Below are 20207 nucleotides of genomic sequence, written 5' to 3' on the forward strand. Positions count from 1 at the left end.
ACCTTCGCCGGTCTTTTCGAAGTTGAAGCAAGCCTTTCGAAAGTGTCTGGCTGATGCATAATGGGCCGCTCGGAAGAGGCGCATTAACGGATATATATCCGCGCCCTGGCGAACAACGAACGCATGCCCTGAAAGGTTTGCCGGATGGATTACCAACAGTTCCAGGAGGTTGCATGAAAACCGATGACAAGGACCGCGAAGGCGGCGACTCCCACGGCGCTATCGGCGCCAAGCTGATGGAGTACGCGCTCAAGGTCAGGAAGGTGTTCGTCACCGGCGGGGTCGACGAGAAGATGGCCAAGGACGTTGTCCAGCAGCTGCATATCCTCGCCTCGATCAGCGACGATCCGATCTACATGTTCGTCAATTCCCCGGGTGGCCACGTCGAGTCCGGCGACATGATCTTCGACGCGATCCGCTTCATCACACCGAAGGTCATCATGATCGGTTCCGGCAGCGTAGCCAGCGCCGGCGCGCTGATCTACGCCGCGGCGGACAAGGAAAACCGCTATTCGCTGCCCAATACCCGCTTCCTTCTGCACCAGCCGTCGGGCGGCATCCAGGGGCCGGCGAGCAACATCGAGATCTACCGCCGCGAGATCGTGCGGATGAAGGAACGCCTCGACCGGATCTTCGCCGAAGCCACCGGGCAGACGCCGGAGAAGATCAGCGCCGACACCGAGCGCGACTTCTGGCTGAACGCGGAAGAAGCCGTGCAGTACGGCCTGGTCAACAAGATCATCGTTTCGGAACGGGAGATCACGCTGCCTGGCCAGTGAGTTTCCGCAGGCCGGATAAATACGAAGGCGGGCGCGAAGAGCGTATTTCTCGATTCTCTTCTCGCTCGCTTTTCTTTCTTTAATTTCCGATCGATAGGGTAACTTTTCTTACTTTTATTTTGCTTGCTTTCAAAGTGCTATCGGCAAGAGTGGCTGGCTTTTGCAAAGTCTCACGTCGCGCGCCCGTTATTTTCAATCATTCTATCGAGCGCCATTTTTCAGGCTTATGGAAATTACCTTCCGTCTGCCGGCTTGTTTGACTCGACCTGACGTAACAATGGACAAGCGCCGGGAAAGTTCCAGCTTCCGCGGCGCTTGCCGGTATTTCCAGTGAATTGTTTTCAGGCGTTCGCCGCGCGCCGGGCCGCCGGCGAGTTGGCCAGGTATTCCAGGGCTTCCTGGGTATTCGCCTCGTGCTCGGGGTGGTACCAGGGATTGAAGTAGCGGGCGACGTCGCGGAAGGTGTGCGCGAGGTTCGGCAGCAGGCCCTGCTTGCCGAGCCGCCACCAGGTTCGTAGGAATCCCTGGCGTTTGGCGCCGCGCAGGCTCGGGTCCTGGTCGAGGAGGGTGCGGGTGCCGTCGGCGAGCAGGTAGACCAGTATCGCGATGACCAACAGCATGGTCAGTTGCCGGGTGACGAAGCTGCCGCCCAGGTGCACGTGCAGGTCGTGGGCGACGCTGCGGTGCTCGACTTCCTCGGCGCCGTGCCAGCGCAGCAGGTCGAGCATCACCGGGTCGCTGCCGCGGCGATCCAGCTCCCGGGCCTCCAGCACCCACTTGCCGAGCACGCAGGTGAAATGCTCCACCGCGGCGATGATCGCGCAGCGCTGGCGCAGCCACCAGCCGTCGAGGGCGCGGGTCAGGCGGTTCTGCCCAAGCGGGTAGTCGCAGAGCAGGCGTTCGAAAAGGAAATCCATCTTGTCGGTGAACGGCTTGGAGTCGATGTCGAACCTGCTCAGGTAGCGCTGGATCGCGCCGTCGTGGGCCCGCGAATGCATCGCTTCCTGGCGGATGAAACCCTGCACGTCGTCGCGCAGGCGGGCGTCGCTAACCAACGGCAGGGCCTTGTTGTAGAGGCGGCAGAACCACAGTTCGCCCGAAGGCAGGAGCATGTGCAGGACGTTCATCACCTGGGACGCTTCCGCTTCGCCGGGAACCCAGTGCAGGGGGGTATCGCTGAAGTCGAAGCGGACCTTGCGCTGGACCAGCTTGTGGTGGAATTCGCTCATGGCAGGAGGCTCTCAGGAAGTCAGGTCGAAGCGCGCGAGAAACCGCGTGGCCCAGGGCGCGAAGCGCCATTGCAGGGCGCCGAGGTGCACCTCGCTGCCCACCGAGACCACCGCCTTGTTGCGCTCCACGGCGCGCACCAGCTTTTCCCCGACGGTGTCCGGGCTGAGCCGGCGTCGCTTGTAGAAGCGCTGGATCTTCGCCTGGCGCCGCGCCTGGCGTTCGGCGTCCATGCCGACGAAGCGGGTGGCCTGGACGATGCCGGTATCGACGAAGCCCGGGCACACCGCGGTGACTCCGATCGAACGTCCGGCCAGTTCCGCCCGCAGGCATTCGCTGAGCATCAGTACCGCGGCCTTGCTGGTGGCGTAGGCGGGGTAGTTGCGCGACGGCGCGAAGGCCACGCCGGAGGCGACATTGACCAGGTGCCCCGGCTTGTTCGCCGCGACCATCTGCCGGCCGAACAGGCGGCAGCCATCGATCACGCTCCACAGGTTGACCCGCAGCAGGCGCTCCCATTCCGCAGGCGAGGTGTCGAGCATCGGCCCAGCCATGCCGATGCCGGCATTGCTGACCACCACATCCGGGACTCCGAGGGTATCGCGGACCCACTCGGCGAAGCGCTCCATGGCCTGGGTATCGCCGACGTCGACCTGGTAGGCATGGGCCGTGGCGCCAAGGGCGCGGGCCAGTTCGGCGCTGCGTTCGGCGGCTTCCAGGTCGAGATCGGCGGCGAGCAGGCTGGCGCCGCGCTCGGCGAAGCTGAGCAGGGTCGAACGGCCGATGCCGCCGCCGGCGCCGGTGACCACCACCAGCTTGCCGCTCATCGAGCGCGCGTCGGGGCGGACCTGTGCGCGTTGCAGGGCCGGCGGCGACTCGCCGGTTTCCTGGGCGTCGATGAACTCGCCAAGCCAGCCGGCCAGTTGCTCCGGCTCTGCCAGTAGTTGCCAATGGCCGACGCTCGCCTCGCGCCGCCACAGGCGTGGCGCCCACAGGCTGAGGTGCTGGAACAGCTGGGCGCCGACGTAACGGTCGCGGGTCGGTACGATCAGTTGCACCGGCACTTCGGTGTGGCGCTTGCGCGGACGGAACAGGCTGCGGATGAAGTTGCCGCGGTACAGCTTGACCCCGTGCCGGCCGTCGCTGGCTTGGGTCGGGTTGACCTGTGGATGGCGGACGCCTTCGGCGCGCTTCAGGAACTGCGGCCAGAGCCGGGCCAGGCCGACGCTCCAGAGCAGCTCGGGTACGACGGGGGTATGGAAGAAGGCGATGTACCAGGAGTGGAGCAACTGGCCGAATAGCGCTTTCAGGGCCTTCGGACTGCGCTGCCTGAGGTGTTCGCGCATCCAGAAGCCGACATGGTCCAGGCAGGGCCCGGAGATCGAGGTATAGGACGCGATCAGCGGGCGGCACTGCGGATCGGTGACGCTTTCCCAGGTCTGGATCGAGCCCCAGTCATGGGCCAGCAGGTGCACCGGGCGATCCGGGCTGGTGGCGCGAATCACCGCCTGCAGGTCTTCGCTGAGCCGTTGCAGGTGGTAGTCGCGGCTCCAGCGTGGCTTGTCCGAAGCGCCGGCACCACGCACGTCGTAGGCGACGATGCGGTAGCGCCCAGCCAGTTGGCGGATCAGCGGCAGCCAGGTCTCGTGGTTGTCCGGGTAGCCATGCACCATCAGCAGCGTCGGCTTGTCGTTGTCCGGCGCGCCCCAGCAATGAACCGCCAGGCGCACGTCGCCGGACTGCACGAACAGCCGTTCCGGCTGCAGGTCGGGGAGGGCGAGGAGCGCGTTCATGCGGCCTCCCGTGCTTGCGGCAGCAGGCCGCGCGCCTGCCAGCGGCGGACGTGCGGCAGGTCGTCATCGAGCCAGTAGGCGTCGTCTTCGGTGACCACCAGCAGTTCTTCGAACTTGGCGCCCACCCCGCGTAGCCCCAGGTGCGGCTCCACCGCCCAGAGACCGGGCGTCGGCGGGTGCTCGGAGCGCTTGCCGCTGGACCACAGCGGCGACCAGCCTTCGCGCTTGCCGGTGACCAGCGCGTTGCGCGTCAGGGTGTACAGGTTGCGCACGCCGAAGCGCGCCACCGAGGGACCGCGGCGGTTGCCGAGCTTTTCCACGCGATGGGCGAGCACTTCGAAGGGATAGGCCTTGTGCCGTGGCAGGGTGCCCTGGATCACGCAGAGCCGGTCGACCGCCTGGCTGACTTCGGCCAGGGGGCGCCGTTCGCGGACCAGGTCGAGGATGGTGCGTCGGTGTATCAGCAGGTCGTCCATCAGCCGCTCCTGCAACAGGTTGTGGCCGAGCGCGCCGGAGTAGCCGACATCGGCGGTATAGGCGCCGAGGGTCGGCGCGCAGTCGAGGATGAACGGCATGCCTTCCTCCAGGCGCTGCTTGCCGGGGTAGAAGGCCAGGTTGAAGCCACCGAGATGACGCAGGCCGTCGAAGCCCTTGAACGAGGTGCGGCTGCCGAACCAGGCGAAGGGCTGGTGGAACCAGTCGTCGACGCCGTGATCCTGCAGCCAGGTCTTCATCAGCGCCGCGGCTTCCCTCTCGCTGATGCCGGGGCGCAGTTCGCCGTGGATGGTTTCGCAGCAGGTATAGGCCAGTCGCTGGACCTGGCGGAAGTGATCGAGATCGTCGGGAGTGGGTACCCAGGCGCCTTGGGACATGGCTCTCTCCAGGCTGGCTTGTCGTTATTGTGACATTGATCGATGGCATGGTTGATGCTGGCCCATAAGCAGGCGTTGCGCCAGCCCTGGGAAGTCTCTTCACGCCGGTGTTACGGCACTTGCTACCGGCGCCGGAAGGCCCGGGGCAGAAGGCTCGGGACGTTTCCCCCGGGTTGTGGCGGCGGTGCCGGAGGAGCGGCTGACCGACGAGTCCAGTCTTTGGTTGGCGCCCGCGCATCCCGACGCCGGCAAAGAGCGTTGCACCCCCGGAGGTTGTGGCCGTTCGGCGGGCCTCGTTATGATCCGCCTCCATGAGCACACCCCTGACCCTCCTGCAGCGCCTGCTGCAACGTGGCGAGCAGCCGTCCGCCGAGGATGCCCGCGAATACAGTGTCGACGAACTGGCGCGCGCGGCCGGCAGCAGCGTGCGCAACGTGCGTGCCTACCAGGACCGCGGCCTGCTGCCGCCGCCGGAGCGGCGCGGCCGGGTCGGCGTGTATTTCGACAGCCATCTCAAGCGCCTGCGGCTGATCAACCAGTTGCTCGAACGCGGCTATTCCAGCGCCAACATCAAGGAATTGCTGGAGGCCTGGGAACAGGGCCGCGACCTCGACCACGTGCTCGGCCTGGACCAGGCGATCATCGGCGAGTGGAACCTGGAGACGCCCGGCAGCATCGGCTTCGACGAACTCCGGGCGATCTTCGGCGACGAACTGAACGACCGGGTGATCGACAAGGCCCAGGCGCTGGGCCTGCTGCTGTTCGACGGCGAGTGCATGAAGATCCCCAGTCCGCGGCTGTTCCAGGCCGGGCTGGAGCTGTACCGCAGCGGCATCCCGCTGGAGGCGTTGCTCGATCACCTCGGCGAGTTGCGTAGCGACACCGAGCACCTGGCGGCGGGGATCGTCCGCCTGATCGTCACCCACCTGGTGGACGGCCGCGGCACCGACCTGCTGCCCGGGGCGCCGGACCTGCAGGAGCTGGCCAAGGTGTTCCTGCGCCTGCGCCCGCTGGCGGAACACGTGGTCCAGGTGGAACTGGCGCGCGGCCTCAAGCTGTCGGCCAACGAAATGCTCGGCGAGCGTGTCGGCGAGATGCTGCGCAAGCTGGAAAAGCCTTCCTGACTCTTCTTCAGATCTTCCGCGCCGCCGTCTGGATCTGTTCCCGCAGCCAGGCGCCGGCCGCTTCGCGCTCGGCGTCGCCGCGCCAGATCTGCACGTAGTCGAAGCGCGGGATCGCCAGCGGCGGCTCGCAGACCGCCAGTTCCTCGGGTAGCCGCAGGCGTTCGAGGATGCGCTCGGCGATGGTCAGTACCAGGTCGGTGCCGGCCAGCAGCGCCGGGGCCACGGTGAAGTGCGGCAGGGTCAGCGCTACCTGCCGGCGCAGGCCGCGTTTTTCCAGGGCGCTGTCGACTTCCTCGGCCGGGTTGTCCTGTAGCGAGACGCGCACGTGGCGGGCCGCCAGGTAGCGGTCGAGGGACAGGCCGTCGGGGCGGTCGAACAGGCTGCGCCGACAGACGCAGACGAAACGCTCCTCGAACAGGCGCCTGGCGCGCACGCCCTCCGGAAGCAGGGGGAATACCCCCAGCGCGCAGTCCAGTTGTCCTTCGGCGACCTGCCGGGCGGTTTCCAGGCGCGGTTCCTGGACTATCCCGAAGCTCACCCCGGGCGCCAGCGCCTGTTGCTGGCGCAGCAGCGCCGGCAGCACCACTCAGGCGCCGTAGTCGGACATGCCCAGGCGGAAGTGGCGCCGGCTGCGCACCGGCTCGAAGGCCGGCCCGCCGATCACCCCGCGCACCTGGTCGAGGCTGGCCTGGAGCTTCGGCGCCAGCTCCAGCGCCAGGCTGGTCAACTGCATGCGGCTTTTCACCCGCACCAGCAGCGGATCGCCGAACAGTTCGCGGAGACGCCCGAGGGCGTGGCTGACCGCCGGCTGCGACATGGCCAGGCGCTGCGCCGCGCGGGACACGTGGCGCTCGCTGAGGAGCGCGTCGAGCACCACCAGCAGGTTGAGGTCGATACGGCGTAGGTCATGAATCTGCTGCATGGAGGATGTACCAACTATCGATTTCCATTCGCGAAGTGGATAGCAAAAACTCCGCTCCAGAGGCAATGGCCGGAGGAGGAGAATCAGCATGCCCAATTATCTGATGGTACTGATGGCAGTTTCGGTGGGCGGCATGGTGGTGCTGCAGGCCGGCAGCAACGCCTTGCTCGGGCGCCTGCTCGGCCATCCGCTGAGCGCCAGCCTGACTTCGCTGGGCGTCAGCCTCGGGGTGGTCAGCCTGGGCCTGCTGCTGGTGCGGGTGCCGCTGCCGGCTACCGCCAGCCTCGGCGGCGCGCCCTGGTGGAGCTGGCTCGGCGGGCTGTTCGGCGCGGCCTACCTGACGGTGGCGATCCTGGTCGCGCCGCGCCTGGGCGCCGCCACTTTCATCGCGTGCGTGGTGGCTGGGCAGATGCTGGTCTCGGCGCTCTGCGACCAGTTCGGCTGGGCCGGTTTCCCGGTGCGCCGTTTGTCCTGGGAGGGCTATCTCGGCCTGGCGCTGGTGGTGGCGGGGGTATTGCTCCTGCAATGGCGGGGAAGAGCGTGAGGAGAGTGCCGGCAAAGGCTGTCAAGTGGAATCTGGCCTAGACCAAAATCTTGATCTGAAATTGTGATGAAGTTGGCATGAATAGTTGTTGCAAAGCGTGTTGAAACCAAAGCGTCTTTTTCCCTCACTAGCGTCGTCGGGGTTCGAACAGCTTGCTGCCGAGTGAGCCTGCGGGCGTCATGGATGCGCTCGGCAGCCCTGTGCCACACCCTGACCTGGTGAGTCCCCCCGATGATTTCGAAAAGCAGAAGAAGCTTCATCCGCCTGGCCGCCGGTACGGTCGGCGCCACCGTCGCCACCAGCATGCTGCCGTCGAGCATCCAGGCGGCCCTGGCGATTCCCGCGCACCGCCGGCATGGCAACCTCAAGGACGTCGAGCACGTGGTGATCCTGATGCAGGAGAACCGCTCCTTCGACCACTATTTCGGCACCCTCAAGGGCGTCCGCGGCTTCGGCGACCGCATGGCGATCCCGCTGCCCGATGGCCAGCGGGTCTGGCACCAGAAGGGCAGCAAGGGCGAGATCCTGCCCTACCACTTCGACACCAGCACCACCAGCGCCCAGCGCGTCGACGGTACCCCGCACACCTGGCCGGACGCCCAGCAGGCCTGGAACGAAGGGCGCATGGACAAGTGGCTGCCGGCCAAGACCGAGCGTTCCCTGGGCTACTACAAGGAGCAGGACATCGCCTTCCAGTTCGCGATGGCCAACGCCTTTACCATCTGCGACGCCTATCACTGCTCGTTTCAGGGCGGCACCAACCCCAACCGGCTGTTCCTCTGGACCGGCACCAACGACCCGCTCGGCCAGCATGGCGGCCCGGTAACCACCAACGACCACGACAGCAACGGCCCGGTGGAGCAGGGCTACACCTGGACCACCTATCCCGAGCGCCTGCAGGCCGCCGGCATCACCTGGCGGGTCTACCAGGACATGGCCGACAACTTCTCCGACAACCCGCTGATCGGCTTCCGCCAGTACCGCGCCGCGGCGCCTGACTCGCCGCTGATCGTCAACGGCCTGAGCACCTGGAAGCTCGATGCGCTGAAGCGCGACGTGCTGGCCAACAGCCTGCCGCAGGTGTCCTGGATCGTCGCCCCGGCCAAGTACTCCGAACACCCCGGCCCGTCCAGCCCGATCTGGGGGGCCGAGTACACTTCCTGGGTACTCGACGCGCTGACCGCCAACCCGGAGGTCTGGAGCAAGACCGCGCTGCTGGTGATGTTCGACGAGAACGACGGCTTCTTCGACCACATCGCCCCGCCGGCCGCGCCGAGCCTGAACAAGGACGGCACGCTGCGCGGCAAGACCACCGCCGACGCCACCCTCGAATGGCACACCAAGGGCGATATCCGTTATCGCAACCAGCCCTACGGCCTCGGCCCGCGGGTGCCGATGTACGTGATCTCGCCGTGGAGCAAGGGCGGCTGGGTCAACTCCCAGGTGTTCGACCACACCTCGGTGATCCGCTTCCTGGAGCAGCGCTTCGGGGTCATGGAGCCGAATATCAGTCCCTGGCGTCGTGCCGTCTGCGGCGACCTGACCTCGGCGTTCAACTTCGCCAACCCGAACAACGAGCCGTTCCCCGAACTGCCCGACACCAGCCAGGCCGACGCCATCGTCGCCAGCCAGATCAAGCTGCCGAAGCCGAAGCCGCCGGCGGTGGCCGCCATGCCCAAGCAGGAAATGGGCATCCGTCCGGCCCGCGCCTTGCCCTACGAGCTGGGCGTGCATGCGCGCTACCGCAGCGGCGGAGACGCGCTGAGCCTGACCTTCGCCAACACCGGCAAGGCCGGCGCGGTGTTCCAGGTGTTCGACCTGCTCGACAGCGAGAACCCGCCGAAACGCTACACCGTTGGCGCGCGCAAGCGCCTGCACGACAGCTTCCAGGGCGACGCCAGCGGCGACTACCACCTGGAAGTGCACGGTCCGAACGGTTTCCTCCGGGTCTTTCGCGGCAACCTGCGGCGCGATCTGGCGGAGCGCAAGGCGCCGCTGCCGGAAGTGCGGATCGACTACGAGCCGCTGTTCGGCAACCTGCGCGTGCAACTGATCAACCGTGGCCGCCATCCGGTCAAGCTGACGGTCAAGGACAACGTCTATCGCCAGGGCGAGCGGCGTACCGTCAACGTGCCGCCGGGACAGCGTCGGGAAGTCCGCTATTCGCTGCGCAGCAGCGGCAACTGGTACGACTTCAGCGTCAGCGCGCAGGGGGCGGACAGCTTCCTGCGGCGTTTCAGCGGTCGCATGGAAGATGGTCGCTCCGGCTTCAGCGACCCGGGCATGGGCCTGGGCACGCTGACCTTCTGACCCGGACGGTCGCGCCGGCTCCCTGCAATGGGGCGGCCGGCGCGGACGGCCTGCGCCCTAGTCGAGGGGAACCGGGTAGAGGGTATTGAGGATCCACTTGCCGTCTTTCAGGACGAAACCGTACGAAATCTCCTTGGCCATGTACGTATCCCAGCGCGTGCAGACGCCCTGGCCGTCGGCCTGCTTGCAGGAGTAGGCATCGATCTTGCCCATGTGCAGCTTCTCCAGGGAAACCACCTGGAACTTGCTGTTGCCGCTGCAGGCCACCGGATTGTCGATGTATCCGTACTGGCGCCAGGCCGCGTCGTAGTTGCCTCTCGACTTGAACAGGGTCTTGTCTTTCTGCGACGAGCCGGACGGCGGCGTCATCCCGTAGATGTGCTGGGTCACGTGGCCGCCCATCGAGGTATTGCGCGTGGCGTCGGCGCTTTGCTGCACGCTGGTGATGTCGCGGCAGGCGGCGGCGTTGGCCGAGGAGGCCAGCAGCAGAAGGGCGGAGAAACCCAGGCCGGCGACGCACTGGCGTGCGTCGGGGCGGGGCAGTGAAAAGCGGTTCATCGGCGGCTCCTGTGAGATGGATTGCTTATGAAGGAACGCCGCCGCGCAGTTTTCGTGAAGATGCCTCAGTCGCGATAGCGCGGCGGCGGCGCGTAGCCGCCGCCGTTCCGGGCGTCGGCGGGAAATGCCTGCGGTCCGTCGGCCGGCGCCTCGCGACCGCTGGCCGGAGCGTCCAGCTCGAACAGGGCCACGCCGATCACGCCGAGGTTGCGGCTGTCGCCGGCCGCGCTGTTGCTGGCGTAGGCATCGTCGGGACTGGCGAAGCGGAATGCCGCGACTTCCCGTTCGCTCTTGCGGAAGCCCTCGATCACCAGGTTCTCGCCCGGTTCCAGCACATAGCCGCGGTTCTTCAGGCTGCCCGGCTGGCCGTTGAGCACGTCCAGGCCGTCTACCGTGGCGACCACCTCGTAGGTCGCGCTGCCGAGGTTGTTCAGCCACAGTCGGTAGCGCTGGCCTTCACGACCCTGGAGCTGCAGGGTGCTGCGGTGCTGCACCAGGTCGAACTTGCCGCCATCCTCGTCGAGTACGGCGAAGCCGACCCGGCCCTTGGCCAGGGGCAGTTCCTTGATGGCACGTCCATCGAAGCGGCTCGCGCTGTAGAACACCTGGCGGCGATCGACCGGTTGCTCCGATAGACGTCGTAGGGCCACCGAGGTGACCGGCGAGGCGACGCCTTCGCCCCATTGGGTGCCGAGCCGCTGCTCGGTCGGCGCGCCGGCCTGCTGTTGGGGCAGGCTGCAGCCGCCGAGGGCCAGCAGGCCCAGCAGCAGCGCGGATAGCAGTGGTGTACGCATGATTTTCCTCTCCCTGGATGAGCGGAGGCGCAAGCCGCCTCCCCGATGTCTCTGACCGTCGATGATGGCCGATCTTCGACGGGATTCGGAAATTTCCTAAGGGAGGTTATTGACTGACCCAGCGCTGCCGCGCCCAGGCGCTCAGGCTGTCGACCCCGAGCACCAGGACCAGCATGGCCAGGATCACCGTGGCGGCCTGGGCCTGCTGGAACAGGCTCAGGCTGAAATAGAGCATCTGCCCGAGCCCGCCGGCACCGACGAAGCCGAGCACGCTGGCCATGCGGATATTGTTCTCCCAGCGGTACAGGGTATAGGCCACCAGTTGCGGCCAGACCCCCGGCAGGGTGCCATAGGCGAATGCCGCGAGGCGTCCGCTGCCGGCCAGGCGCAAGGCCTCGGCGGGCTGCGCCGGGGTGTTCTCCAGGGCTTCGGCGAACAGCCGGCCGAGCACGCCGCCGGTGTGCAGGGCTAGGGCGAGGGTCCCGGCGTTCGGCCCGAGCCCGGCCGCCAGCACCATCAGCGCACCCCAGACCAGCTCCGGCACCGCGCGCAGCGCATTGAGCAGGAGTCGCGCCAGGCTCTGCGCCGGCACGCCGAAGCGACCTGCCGCCGGCAGCGCGAAGAGCAGGCCGAGCAGCGCCGCCAGCAGGGTGCCGATGGCCGACATGGCCAGGGTTTCCAGCAGCCCGCGGCCAATCGCCCGCAGGTGCGGGGCGGACAGGTCGGGCGGGAAGAACTCGCTGGCGTAGGCGGCCATCTGGCCCAGTCCCTTGCCGCTGAAAAGACCTGCGGTGGCCATGTCCAGGTAGGCGAACGAGGCGCCCACCGCGGCCACCACCAGCAGCGGCCAGAGCAGCAGGCGCCAGGTCCGGCTCATGCCAGCCTCCCGCGCAGGAAGCGGCTCAGCAGGTCGGCGAGGAGGACCAGCAGGAGGAAGGTCAGCAGGATGCTGGCAACCTCGCCGCCGGCGAACATCCGCAGCGACAGGTCGATCTGCTGGCCGAGGCCGCCGGCGCCGACGAAGCCCATCACCACCGAAGCGCGGATCGCGCACTCCCAGCGATAGACGGTGTAGGAAATCATTTCCCCGGCGGCGTTCGGCAGCACCCCGTAGGCGAACGCCGCCAGCCGCGATCCGCCGCCCAGCAGCAGGGCGCGGGTGGGGCGCGGATCCACCGACTCGAAGATTTCCGCGTAGACCTTGCCGAGCATGCCGGCATAGGTGATGGCGATGGCCAGCACCCCGGCGGTGGGCCCCAGGCCCACGGCGCGGACGAACAGCAGCGCCCAGACGATTTCCGGCACGCTACGCAGGAGGATCAGCAGGCCACGCACCGGCCAGCGCAGTGCCCGTGCCCACCAGGCCGGCAGGCCGCCGCGCGGCAGTGCCGAGAGCGACAGGGCGCGGGTCGCCAGCAGTGCGGCGGGAAACGCCAGGAGCCAGGCCAGGGCCATGCCGGCGGTGGCGATGGCGAGGGTTTCCAGGGTCGCGCGGCCGAGCAGGGCGAGGAACTCGGGATCGTGCGCCAGCGGCCAGAAGCCGGCGAGGAAACCGCCCATGGTGCGCGCGTTGTCGCCGCTGAACAGGGCGGGGATATCCAGTTCGCTGAGGCGCAGCCCCGGCCAGAGCAGCAGTAACGCGGCCAGGGTCAGCAGCAGGCGCGGCAGGGCGGCGGGATCGCGCGGTGGAGAAGCGGCGTTCAGCATCGTGGGATGTGCACCACGGCGGGTTCGCTGGCCGGGCTGGCGCGCTCGGCTTGCAGTTGTTCGTTGGCGTAGAGGGCGTCCAGCGCGGCGCGGTCGACTTCGCCGGCGGGCAGGTCGAAGGCGATGCGTCCGGCGCGCAGGCCGATCACCCGGGGGAAGTGTTGCAACGCCAGGTCCACCGCGTGCAGGCTGGCCAGCAGGGTGCTGCCGCGCGCGGCGGCCTCGCGGTTGAGCAGGGCCAGGGTATGGCCGGCGAGCACCGGGTCCATGGCCGAGACCGGTTCGTCGGCGAGGATCAGCTCGGCGCGCTGGTAGAGCACCCGGGCGATGCCGACCCGCTGCAACTGGCCGCCGGAAAGCTGGTCGCAGCGCTGGAACAGCTTGTCGCCGAGATCCAGGCGTTGCAGCGCGTCGTGGGCGCCGGCGCGGTCCAGCGGATAGACCAGGCTGGCCAGGCTCTTCCACAGCGGCCACTGGCCGAGGCGTCCGGCCAGTACCGCGCTGACCACCCGCTGCCGTGGCGGCAGCGGCGGCGCCTGGTGGACCAGGCCGATGCGCGCGCGCAGGCGTTGGCGGGCGGCGGCGGATAGCGCCCAGGGCTCCTCGCCGAGCAGTTCGACACGGCCGGCGCTGGGCCGCCATTGGCTGGCGAGCACCCGCAGCAGGCTGGTCTTGCCGGCGCCGGAAGGTCCGATCAGGGCCACCCGTTCGCCGGCGGCCAGGCGCAGGCGGATGTCGGCGAGGGCGCGTTGGCCGTCGGCGTGGACCAGGTCCACGCCGTCGAGGCTCAGGCTCACTTCAGCAGGCCGGCGGCGCGTGCGGACTCCTCGATGCCCTTGTAGTTGTCCGGATTGGTCTCGATGAAGCGGCTGGCGGCCTGCAGGTCGAGGATCTCCTTGTCGGCCGGTTTCGCCGGGTCGAGGGCGAGGAAGGCCTGCTTGATCTTCTCGGCCAGGGCCGGGTCGAGGTTGCCGCGCACGGTCCAGTTGTAGTCGTAGTAGGTCGGCGTGGTGGCGAAGACCTTGACCTTGGCGGTATCGACCTTGCCGCTGTCCACCAGCTTCTGCCAGACCGAGGCGTTCAGCACGCCGGCATCGACCTTGCCGGCCTGGACCCAGGCCGCGGTGGCGTCGTGGGCGCCGGAGTAGGCGACGCGGGAGAAGAACTGCTCGGGGACGATGCCGTCCTTCTGCATGAAGTAGCGCGGCATCAGGCTGCCCGAGGTGGAGGAGACCGAGCCGAAGGCGAAGGTCTTGCCCTTCAGGTCCTGCAGGGATTTCACCTGGGGATCGGCCGTGATGAATTTGCTGGTGAACTGCTGGTCCTGCTCGCGCTGCACCAAGGGGATGGCGTTGCCGGTCTTCAGCCGCGCCTGGACGAAGGTGAAGCCACCCAGCCAGGCCATGTCCAGGCGGTCGGCGGCCAGCGCCTCGACCACCCCGGCGTAGTCGGCCACCGGGACGAACTTCACCGGCATGCCGAGTTGCTTCTCCAGATAGGCGCCGAGCGGCTTGAATTTGCGCAGCAGTTCGGTGGGCGCTTCGTCGGGGATCGCCGAGACCTTGAGTTCTTTCAGGGCTTCGGCGTGGGCGAGCGCGGCGGACAGGGACAGGGCGATGCCGGCGGCGAGCGCCAGGGAGCGTTTCAACATGGGAGAGTTCTCCGGTTCAATGGCGGAAAAAACCCGGGGAGTATAGTGGTGCGCGGCCCGCTTGGGCAGCCGTCGCGGCGTTGCTCGCCGGCGCCTCGCGGGTAATATGGCGCTCCCCGTGCCCATTCGTTGCGTATTGGAGTCCGCCATGTCCGCTTCCCTGCCTTCCCTTGCCTTCGCCGGTCTCGGCCTGATGGGCGTGCCCATGTGCCGCCGGCTGCTGGCCGCCGGCTATCCGCTGGCGGTGTGGAACCGTTCGCCGGGCAAACGCGAGTTGCTCGCGGCCGAAGGCGCGAAAGCCGTCGAGGTCCCGGCCCAACTGGCCGCCGACGCGGAAATCCTGATGCTTTGCCTGGCCGATACCGCGGCGGTGCGCGAAGTGGTGTTCGGCGCCGGCGGCATCGTCGAGAACGCCAGGCCCGGGCAGTTGCTGGTGGATTTCTCCAGCGCCGAGCCGGCCGCCACCCGCGAGATGGCCGCCGAGCTGGAGGCGCGCTGCGGCGCGCGCTGGGTCGACGCGCCAGTCTCCGGCGGCACGCCGGGCGCGGAAAGCGGCAGCCTGGCGATCATGGCCGGCGGACGCGCAGCGGATATCGAGCGCCTGCGGCCGGTCCTCTCCCGGCTCGGCCAGCGCCTGACGCGCATGGGCGAGGTGGGCGCCGGGCAGGTGACCAAGGTCTGCAACCAGATGATCGTTGCCTGCAACGCCCTGGTGATCGCCGAAGTGGTGGCGCTGGCGGAGCGGGCCGGGGTCGACGCCAGCCTGGTCGCTCCGGCGCTGGCGGGCGGCTTCGCCGACTCGAAGCCGTTGCAGATCCTCGCCCCGCAAATGGCCGAGAGCCGTTACGAGCCGGTCAAGTGGCACGTACGGACCCTGCTCAAGGATCTCGATACCGCGGTGAAGCTGTCCCGCGAGCAAGGCGCGGCCACCCCGATGAGCGGGTTGGCCGCGCAGTTGATGCGTCTGCACGGCAGCCAGGGCTATCTCGAACGCGATCCGGCGACCCTGGTGGAGCAATACCGGACCGCCGTCGAGTGAACCTCAGGCCTGGTTCAGGCTGCGCAGCGGCGGCGCGGCGTCGAAGCGGTAGGCGCGGAGGAACTCTTCCAGGGCCGCCAGCGGCAGCGGCCGGCTGAACAGGTAGCCCTGCACCAGCTCGCAATGGTTCTCCCGCAGGAACGCCAGTTGCTGCGGGGTCTCCACGCCCTCGGCGACGACTTTCAGATGGAGCTTCTGGGCCATCGCGATGATCGCTTGGGCGATTTCCATGTCCCGCTGCGAGGCGGGGATGTCCATGATGAACGAGCGATCCACCTTCAGCGCGTCCAGCGGCAGGCGGCGCAGGTAGGCGAGCGACGAATAGCCGGTGCCGAAGTCGTCGATCGACAGGCTGACGCCCAGCTCGCGGAGGCGTTCGAGCAGCGGGATGGTCTGGTCGATGTTGTACATCAGCGCGTCCTCGGTCACCTCCAGTTCGAGGAAGCGCGCCGCCAGCCCGGCCTGCTCCAGCGCATGACGGACTTCGTCGACCAGGCTGGCCCGGCCGAGATTGCTGGCGCAGCAGTTGACCGCCACCCGTAGCCGTTCGTGGCCGGCCAGGTGCAGGCTGCGCAGGTCGCGGCAGGCGCGTCGCAGCACCCAGTCGTCGAGCTGGTCGATCATGCCGTTGGCTTCGGCCAGGCCGATGAAGCGGTCCGGACCGAGCAGGCCCTGGGTCGGATGGCGCCAGCGCACCAATGCCTCCAACTGGTGTACCTCGCCGTCGGCGAGGGCGAGGATCGGCTGGTAGTGCAGCTCCAGTTGGTCGTCGCGCAGGGCCTGGCGCAGTTCCTCCTCCATCTGCAGTTCCTGGGTCGCCCGCACCAGCAGTTGCCGGCTGAAGAACTGCGCGTTGTTGCGCCCGCAGGCCTTGGACTGGTGCAGGGCCAGGCCGGCGTTCTTCAGCAACTCCTCGCACTGCTCGCCGTCGTTCGGGTAGAGGCTGACGCCGACGCTGGCGGTCATCACCAGGGTGCGCCCGTCCAGGGCGATGGGTTCCTTCATCTTCTGCATCAGGCGTTGCGAGAGGATGTGCGCCTCGTGGTCCTGGGTGAGGTCGGCGAGCACGCAGAACTCGTCGCCGGCGAAGCGCGCCACCACGTCGCTATCGCGCAACACGCTGCGGATGCGTTCGGAGACGATCTTCAGCAGCTCGTCGCCGGAGTCGTGGCCGAGGGAATCGTTGATCCGCTTGAAGTGATCGAGGTCGAGGAACATCACCGCCAGGCCCTTGCCTCTCAGGCGACAGTTCTCCAGGTGCTGGACGAACACTTCGTTGAATGCCGTGCGGTTCTGCAGGCCGGTCAGGCTGTCGTAGCGAGCCATCTGGCGCAGCGAGGCGTGGGCGTGGTCGAGCTGGTTGAGCAGGGCGTTGACCCGGCTGTTTTCGCTGAGCCGGCGCTCCCGTTGTTTCTCCGACCATGCGGCCCAGATGCCGCAGGCGGCGATGGCGCTGGCGAGCACTCCGGTGAGCCAGCCCAGGCGCAGCGAGTCGGCGCTGGCTTGCAGTTCCAGCGGCGTGCCGGCGGGTACGCTGAGCACCAGCGCGGCCATCCCGGTGAAATGCATGGCGGCGATGGCGCCGGCCAGCAGCAGGCTGGCGATCAGTTTCATGTAGCGGTAGCGCGCGCTGCGCCGGCCGCGCAGGTAGGGGACCGCGGCGAGGGCGGTGAAGGCGGCGCCGATGGCGATCAGTACCGAAAGGGCGAACAGCGATGGCTGGTAGTACTGGGTGGCCACCGAGCGCATCGCCGCCATCCCGGTGTAGTGCATGGCGGCGATGCCCAGGCCGATGCAGCAGGCGGCGAGCAGGCAGGGCAGTAGGCCGAAGCGCGGGCGGGCGGTCATGTACATCGCCAGGTACGAGGCGGCGACGGCGATCAGCAGCGACAGGCCGGTGATCGGCAGGTCGTAGCGCAGGGCGATCGGCGCGTGGAACGCGAGCATGGCGACGAAATGCGTGGCCCAGATGCCGCTGCCCAGGCAGAACGCCCCGACCCATTGCCAGCGGCGCGGGTGGCTCAGGCTGTTGCCGACCCGCTCGACCATGTCCAGCGCCGTGTACCCGGCGAGGCAGGCGACGAGGAAGGCGAGCGCCACCAGCGACGGAGAATAGGTGCAGTTCTGCAGCACGTAGCCGTCGACGGGAGACTCTCCGAGGAAGCGCAGGCCTTGCCAATCCATAGCGGTGTCTCCCTGGACACGGAAAACCCGCGGACGGCGCGGGCGCGGGCTGGGGATGGGGGTGGCATTGTGCTTCCAGTATAGATAGCGGGAGCCACCTGCAAGGTCGGCATGGAAGGAAGTCGCTGGCCGCCGACATACGGCCGGTTTCGGCATCTTCCCAGGGAGAAAAGGCATAGCTGAGCTTGTTCCGGCTCCATCGCCACGGGCATGATCGCTGCGCCCGCGAGGGCTCGCGAGGCTTCACGAAATTTTGACCAGGCGCCCGATAGAGTTCGGGCGCCCCGCCACGGGGGTGGCGGCGGTCCGTTACGTTTCAGGAGTTGCTTCAATGGGTGGGGGTATCAAGCGTTTCTTGCCGGCTATCGGTTCGACCCGGCTGGTGATGCTGTTCGCGCTGGTTCTGGTGGTGTTCTACAACGCGGCGACCTGGAAGGCCCTGCATGGCCTGGTGCCGCTGCAAGGCTTGAAGGGCTTCGCGTTCTTCGCTTCGTTCGCGGCGTTCCTGTGGGCCGCCTTCACGCTCCTGCTGACCCTGGTTTCCTTCCGCCCGCTGCTCAAGCCGGCCTTGACCCTGGTCGCCCTGTGCTCGGCCGGCGCGACCTACTTCATGGGTAGCTACGGCATCAGCATCGACACGGTGATGGTGCAGAACGTCTTCGAGACCAACGCCACCGAGGCCGGCGACCTGGTCAACCCAACCCTGCTCGGCTACCTGCTGTTGCTCGGTGTCCTGCCTTCGCTGCTGATCTGGCTCTGGCCGGTACGCTACCGGCCGTTCTTCCGCGGCCTGCTGAACAAGATCCTGACGCTGCTCGGCTGCCTGCTGATCGTCGCGGTAATGGTAGGCAGCTTCTATTCCACCTACGCGCCGATCTTCCGCGAGGAAGACAAGCTGACCCACTTCATCAACCCGACCAACTACATCTACGCGGTGGGCAAGTACGCCAAGCAGCGCCTGGTGATCAAGGAGCACCTGGTGGTCGAGCCGATCGGCCTGGACGCCCGCCAGGCGCCGGCTGCGCTGCAGCGACAGAAGAAATCGCTGCTGGTGTTCGTGGTCGGCGAGACCGCCCGTGCCGACCATTTCTCGCTGAACGGCTACGCCCGCGAGACCAACCCGGAGCTGAGCAAGCAGGACATCGTCAACTTCACCCAGGTCCGTTCCTGCGGCACTTCCACCGCGGTCTCGGTGCCCTGCATGTTCTCCCAGTACCCGCGCGAGGACTACAGCGACAAGAAGGCCAAGACCCACGAAGGCCTGCTGGACATTCTCCAGCGTGCCGGCGTGCAGGTGTTGTGGCTGGAGAACAACAGCGACTGCAAGGGCACCTGCCTGCGGGTGCCCAACCGGGACATCCCGAAGAACCAGCCGAGTCCGTTCTGCGACGGCAAGAACTGCCTGGACGAGTCGCTGCTGGTAGGCCTGCAGGAGTACATCGACGGGTTGCAGGACGACGCCATCATCGTCCTGCACTCCGATGGCAGCCACGGTCCCGAGTACTACGAGCGCTACCCGAAGGAGATGGAACGCTTCCAGCCGGTATGCCGGACCAACCAGCTCGGCAGTTGCAGCAAGGAAGAGCTGGTGAACGTCTACGACAACACCATCCTCTATACCGACCACTTCCTGACGAAGGTGATCGAATTGCTCAAGCGGAATGCCGACAAGCGCGATACGGCGATGATCTACGTGTCCGACCACGGCGAGTCGCTGGGCGAGAATGGCGTCTACCTGCACGCGGCGCCTTATTCGATCGCGCCCCAGGCGCAGATCCACGTGCCGATGGTCATGTGGTTCGCCCCGCAGGCGCTGGGCAACTGGGGCATCCAGCGCAGTTGCCTGGACGGCAAGCGCGACGACAAGGACCTGAGCCACGACAACCTGTTCCACTCGGTGCTCGGCCTGCTGGACGTACAGACTTCGCTGTACCAGCCGGCGCTGGACATCTTCGCCAGTTGCCGCGCGCCCAGGGCAGCCCAGTGAGCGACGGGGGCTGAAAGAAAAAAGGCCGTGGAGGATTCCCCCCCACGGCCTTTTTCGTCGGCTTTCGCCTTATTTGTCGCGGACCAGCAGGACCGGACGCGAAGCCACGCGGATCAGGCCTTCCGCCACGCTGCCGAGCATCAGGCGGCGCATGCCGCGACGACCATGGGTGCCCATGACCACCACGTCGGCATCGCTGGCCTGGGCCTCGAGTTCGATGCGCTCGGCGATTTCCTCGCTGGCGCGCTCCTGGCAGACGCGATCGAAGGTGGCGCCTTCGACGTTGCTCGCCTCGACCTTCTCGCGGGCCTTGGCCAGGACGTCATCGGCGGCTTTCAGCGCGGCTTCGCGCAGCGGCTCGGGGTTGTAGTACACCGCGTAGTCGGGAAGGTGGCGCAGCGGGCTGTCGACGATGGTGATGACGCGCAGCTTGCCGCCGCTGAGGCCGGCCAGCTTGATGGCCTCTTCCAGGGCGCGGTCGGAGACCGGGCTGCCGTCCACGGCTACCAGAATGCGATCGTACATAAGGTGTCCCTCCAGAGTGAGTGTCCGCCCGCCGGGCGTTCTTGAAACTTCAAGGACACTGTAGACCCTCGCGGGCGGCGGACCTTTGCCGGAGGTCAATAAGTCGCAGGGCGACCGTCGCGATTCCGCTGCGACGCCCGGCTCGCGGCCATCCGCCGTTGCGGCCTTCGCTGGAAATGAAATGAAAGAAG

Annotated in this window: 17 protein-coding genes and 1 pseudogene; 6 read left to right on the forward strand and 12 right to left on the reverse strand. The window is 67.4% G+C overall.

Going from position 1 to position 20207, the window contains the following annotated elements:
• Positions 1-173 precede the first annotated feature (173 nt).
• Positions 174-779, forward strand: a complete 606-nt coding sequence (locus LT948_RS20930; protein ID WP_003091706.1) for an ATP-dependent Clp protease proteolytic subunit — start codon at positions 174-176, stop codon at positions 777-779.
• A gap of 341 nt (positions 780-1120) precedes the next feature.
• Here LT948_RS20930 and LT948_RS20935 read toward each other — a convergent pair whose 3' ends face one another.
• Genes LT948_RS20935 through LT948_RS20945 form a run of 3 tightly spaced genes read right to left on the reverse strand, consistent with a single transcriptional unit; the run spans position 1121 to position 4671 of the window.
• Positions 1121-2008 (reverse strand): metal-dependent hydrolase, encoded by an 888-nt coding sequence (locus LT948_RS20935; protein WP_003091705.1) that lies wholly within the window; start codon positions 2006-2008, stop codon positions 1121-1123.
• A gap of 12 nt (positions 2009-2020) precedes the next feature.
• On the reverse strand, positions 2021-3799 hold the full coding sequence (locus tag LT948_RS20940) for an SDR family oxidoreductase (RefSeq protein ID WP_058176423.1): 1779 nt from the start codon (positions 3797-3799) through the stop codon (positions 2021-2023).
• Positions 3796-4671, reverse strand: a complete 876-nt coding sequence (locus LT948_RS20945) for a M24 family metallopeptidase (protein ID WP_003138275.1) — start codon at positions 4669-4671, stop codon at positions 3796-3798. The genes LT948_RS20940 and LT948_RS20945 overlap by 4 nt, the downstream gene beginning before the upstream one ends.
• Before the next feature lie 311 nt (positions 4672-4982).
• Here LT948_RS20945 and LT948_RS20950 point away from each other — a divergent pair, with 311 nt between their 5' ends.
• Positions 4983-5795: a MerR family transcriptional regulator gene (locus LT948_RS20950; protein ID WP_003091701.1), complete on the forward strand. Its 813-nt coding sequence runs from the start codon at positions 4983-4985 to the stop codon at positions 5793-5795.
• Between the two features lie 7 nt (positions 5796-5802).
• Here LT948_RS20950 and LT948_RS20955 read toward each other — a convergent pair.
• Positions 5803-6717, reverse strand: a pseudogene (locus LT948_RS20955) (LysR substrate-binding domain-containing protein).
• Positions 6718-6805: 88 nt separating this feature from the next.
• Here LT948_RS20955 and LT948_RS20960 point away from each other — a divergent pair.
• Positions 6806-7261, forward strand: coding sequence for a DMT family transporter (locus tag LT948_RS20960; RefSeq protein ID WP_003091697.1), 456 nt, complete (start codon positions 6806-6808; stop codon positions 7259-7261).
• 231 nt (positions 7262-7492) lie between these two features.
• Positions 7493-9571, forward strand: a complete 2079-nt coding sequence (locus tag LT948_RS20965) for a phosphocholine-specific phospholipase C (protein ID WP_003091692.1) — start codon at positions 7493-7495, stop codon at positions 9569-9571.
• A 57-nt stretch (positions 9572-9628) separates the two neighbouring features.
• Here the strand turns inward: LT948_RS20965 and LT948_RS20970 are convergent, their stop codons facing one another.
• From LT948_RS20970 to LT948_RS20995, 6 genes are all read right to left on the reverse strand, one after another.
• Complete coding sequence (locus tag LT948_RS20970; protein WP_003091690.1) at positions 9629-10129, reverse strand: hypothetical protein; 501 nt, start codon at positions 10127-10129, stop codon at positions 9629-9631.
• A 65-nt stretch (positions 10130-10194) separates the two neighbouring features.
• The gene (locus LT948_RS20975) at positions 10195-10923 is read right to left on the reverse strand and encodes a hypothetical protein (protein WP_003130333.1); all 729 of its coding nucleotides are present in this window, start codon (positions 10921-10923) and stop codon (positions 10195-10197) included.
• Positions 10924-11029: 106 nt separating this feature from the next.
• Positions 11030-11800: a phosphonate ABC transporter, permease protein PhnE gene (gene phnE / locus LT948_RS20980; protein ID WP_033939279.1), complete on the reverse strand. Its 771-nt coding sequence runs from the start codon at positions 11798-11800 to the stop codon at positions 11030-11032.
• Complete coding sequence (locus LT948_RS20985) at positions 11797-12630, reverse strand: PhnE/PtxC family ABC transporter permease (protein WP_073657384.1); 834 nt, start codon at positions 12628-12630, stop codon at positions 11797-11799. Before LT948_RS20985 ends, phnE begins: the two co-directional genes overlap by 4 nt.
• Positions 12624-13427 (reverse strand): phosphonate ABC transporter ATP-binding protein, encoded by an 804-nt coding sequence (locus LT948_RS20990; RefSeq protein WP_003138286.1) that lies wholly within the window; start codon positions 13425-13427, stop codon positions 12624-12626. Before LT948_RS20990 ends, LT948_RS20985 begins: the two co-directional genes overlap by 7 nt.
• Positions 13424-14281, reverse strand: a complete 858-nt coding sequence (locus LT948_RS20995; protein ID WP_003111582.1) for a putative selenate ABC transporter substrate-binding protein — start codon at positions 14279-14281, stop codon at positions 13424-13426. The genes LT948_RS20990 and LT948_RS20995 overlap by 4 nt, the downstream gene beginning before the upstream one ends.
• A 148-nt stretch (positions 14282-14429) precedes the next feature.
• Here LT948_RS20995 and LT948_RS21000 point away from each other — a divergent pair, with 148 nt between their 5' ends.
• Positions 14430-15320, forward strand: coding sequence for an NAD(P)-dependent oxidoreductase (locus tag LT948_RS21000; protein ID WP_043082777.1), 891 nt, complete (start codon positions 14430-14432; stop codon positions 15318-15320).
• A 3-nt stretch (positions 15321-15323) separates the two neighbouring features.
• Here the strand turns inward: LT948_RS21000 and LT948_RS21005 are convergent, their stop codons facing one another.
• Positions 15324-17504, reverse strand: a complete 2181-nt coding sequence (locus LT948_RS21005; RefSeq protein WP_023099361.1) for a putative bifunctional diguanylate cyclase/phosphodiesterase — start codon at positions 17502-17504, stop codon at positions 15324-15326.
• A 331-nt stretch (positions 17505-17835) separates the two neighbouring features.
• Here LT948_RS21005 and LT948_RS21010 point away from each other — a divergent pair, with 331 nt between their 5' ends.
• Positions 17836-19491, forward strand: a complete 1656-nt coding sequence (locus LT948_RS21010; protein ID WP_058180805.1) for a phosphoethanolamine transferase — start codon at positions 17836-17838, stop codon at positions 19489-19491.
• Positions 19492-19560: 69 nt separating this feature from the next.
• Here LT948_RS21010 and LT948_RS21015 read toward each other — a convergent pair whose 3' ends face one another.
• Entirely contained in the window at positions 19561-20016 is a 456-nt protein-coding gene (locus tag LT948_RS21015) for a universal stress protein (RefSeq protein ID WP_003091672.1), read from the reverse strand.
• Positions 20017-20207: the final 191 nt, after the last annotated feature.

This window comes from Pseudomonas sp. CP-1, from assembly GCF_021213715.1.
Classification (GTDB): Bacteria; Pseudomonadota; Gammaproteobacteria; order Pseudomonadales; family Pseudomonadaceae; genus Pseudomonas; species Pseudomonas aeruginosa.

Excerpts from the sequence above, each read along its gene's own strand:
- LT948_RS20975 (WP_003130333.1), bottom strand. The coding sequence starts at position 10,923 with ATGCGTACACCACTGCTATCCGCGCTGCTGCTGGGCCTGCTGGCCCTC.
- LT948_RS21000 (WP_043082777.1), top strand. The coding sequence starts at position 14,430 with ATGTCCGCTTCCCTGCCTTCCCTTGCCTTCGCCGGTCTCGGCCTGATG.
- LT948_RS21005 (WP_023099361.1), bottom strand. The coding sequence starts at position 17,504 with ATGGATTGGCAAGGCCTGCGCTTCCTCGGAGAGTCTCCCGTCGACGGC.
- LT948_RS20945 (WP_003138275.1), bottom strand. The coding sequence starts at position 4,671 with ATGTCCCAAGGCGCCTGGGTACCCACTCCCGACGATCTCGATCACTTC.
- LT948_RS20995 (WP_003111582.1), bottom strand. The coding sequence starts at position 14,281 with ATGTTGAAACGCTCCCTGGCGCTCGCCGCCGGCATCGCCCTGTCCCTG.
- LT948_RS20970 (WP_003091690.1), bottom strand. The coding sequence starts at position 10,129 with ATGAACCGCTTTTCACTGCCCCGCCCCGACGCACGCCAGTGCGTCGCC.
- LT948_RS20950 (WP_003091701.1), top strand. The coding sequence starts at position 4,983 with ATGAGCACACCCCTGACCCTCCTGCAGCGCCTGCTGCAACGTGGCGAG.
- LT948_RS21010 (WP_058180805.1), top strand. The coding sequence starts at position 17,836 with ATGGGTGGGGGTATCAAGCGTTTCTTGCCGGCTATCGGTTCGACCCGG.
- LT948_RS20985 (WP_073657384.1), bottom strand. The coding sequence starts at position 12,630 with ATGCTGAACGCCGCTTCTCCACCGCGCGATCCCGCCGCCCTGCCGCGC.
- LT948_RS20940 (WP_058176423.1), bottom strand. The coding sequence starts at position 3,799 with ATGAACGCGCTCCTCGCCCTCCCCGACCTGCAGCCGGAACGGCTGTTC.
- phnE (WP_033939279.1), bottom strand. The coding sequence starts at position 11,800 with ATGAGCCGGACCTGGCGCCTGCTGCTCTGGCCGCTGCTGGTGGTGGCC.
- LT948_RS20935 (WP_003091705.1), bottom strand. The coding sequence starts at position 2,008 with ATGAGCGAATTCCACCACAAGCTGGTCCAGCGCAAGGTCCGCTTCGAC.
- LT948_RS20930 (WP_003091706.1), top strand. The coding sequence starts at position 174 with ATGAAAACCGATGACAAGGACCGCGAAGGCGGCGACTCCCACGGCGCT.
- LT948_RS21015 (WP_003091672.1), bottom strand. The coding sequence starts at position 20,016 with ATGTACGATCGCATTCTGGTAGCCGTGGACGGCAGCCCGGTCTCCGAC.
- LT948_RS20965 (WP_003091692.1), top strand. The coding sequence starts at position 7,493 with ATGATTTCGAAAAGCAGAAGAAGCTTCATCCGCCTGGCCGCCGGTACG.
- LT948_RS20960 (WP_003091697.1), top strand. The coding sequence starts at position 6,806 with ATGCCCAATTATCTGATGGTACTGATGGCAGTTTCGGTGGGCGGCATG.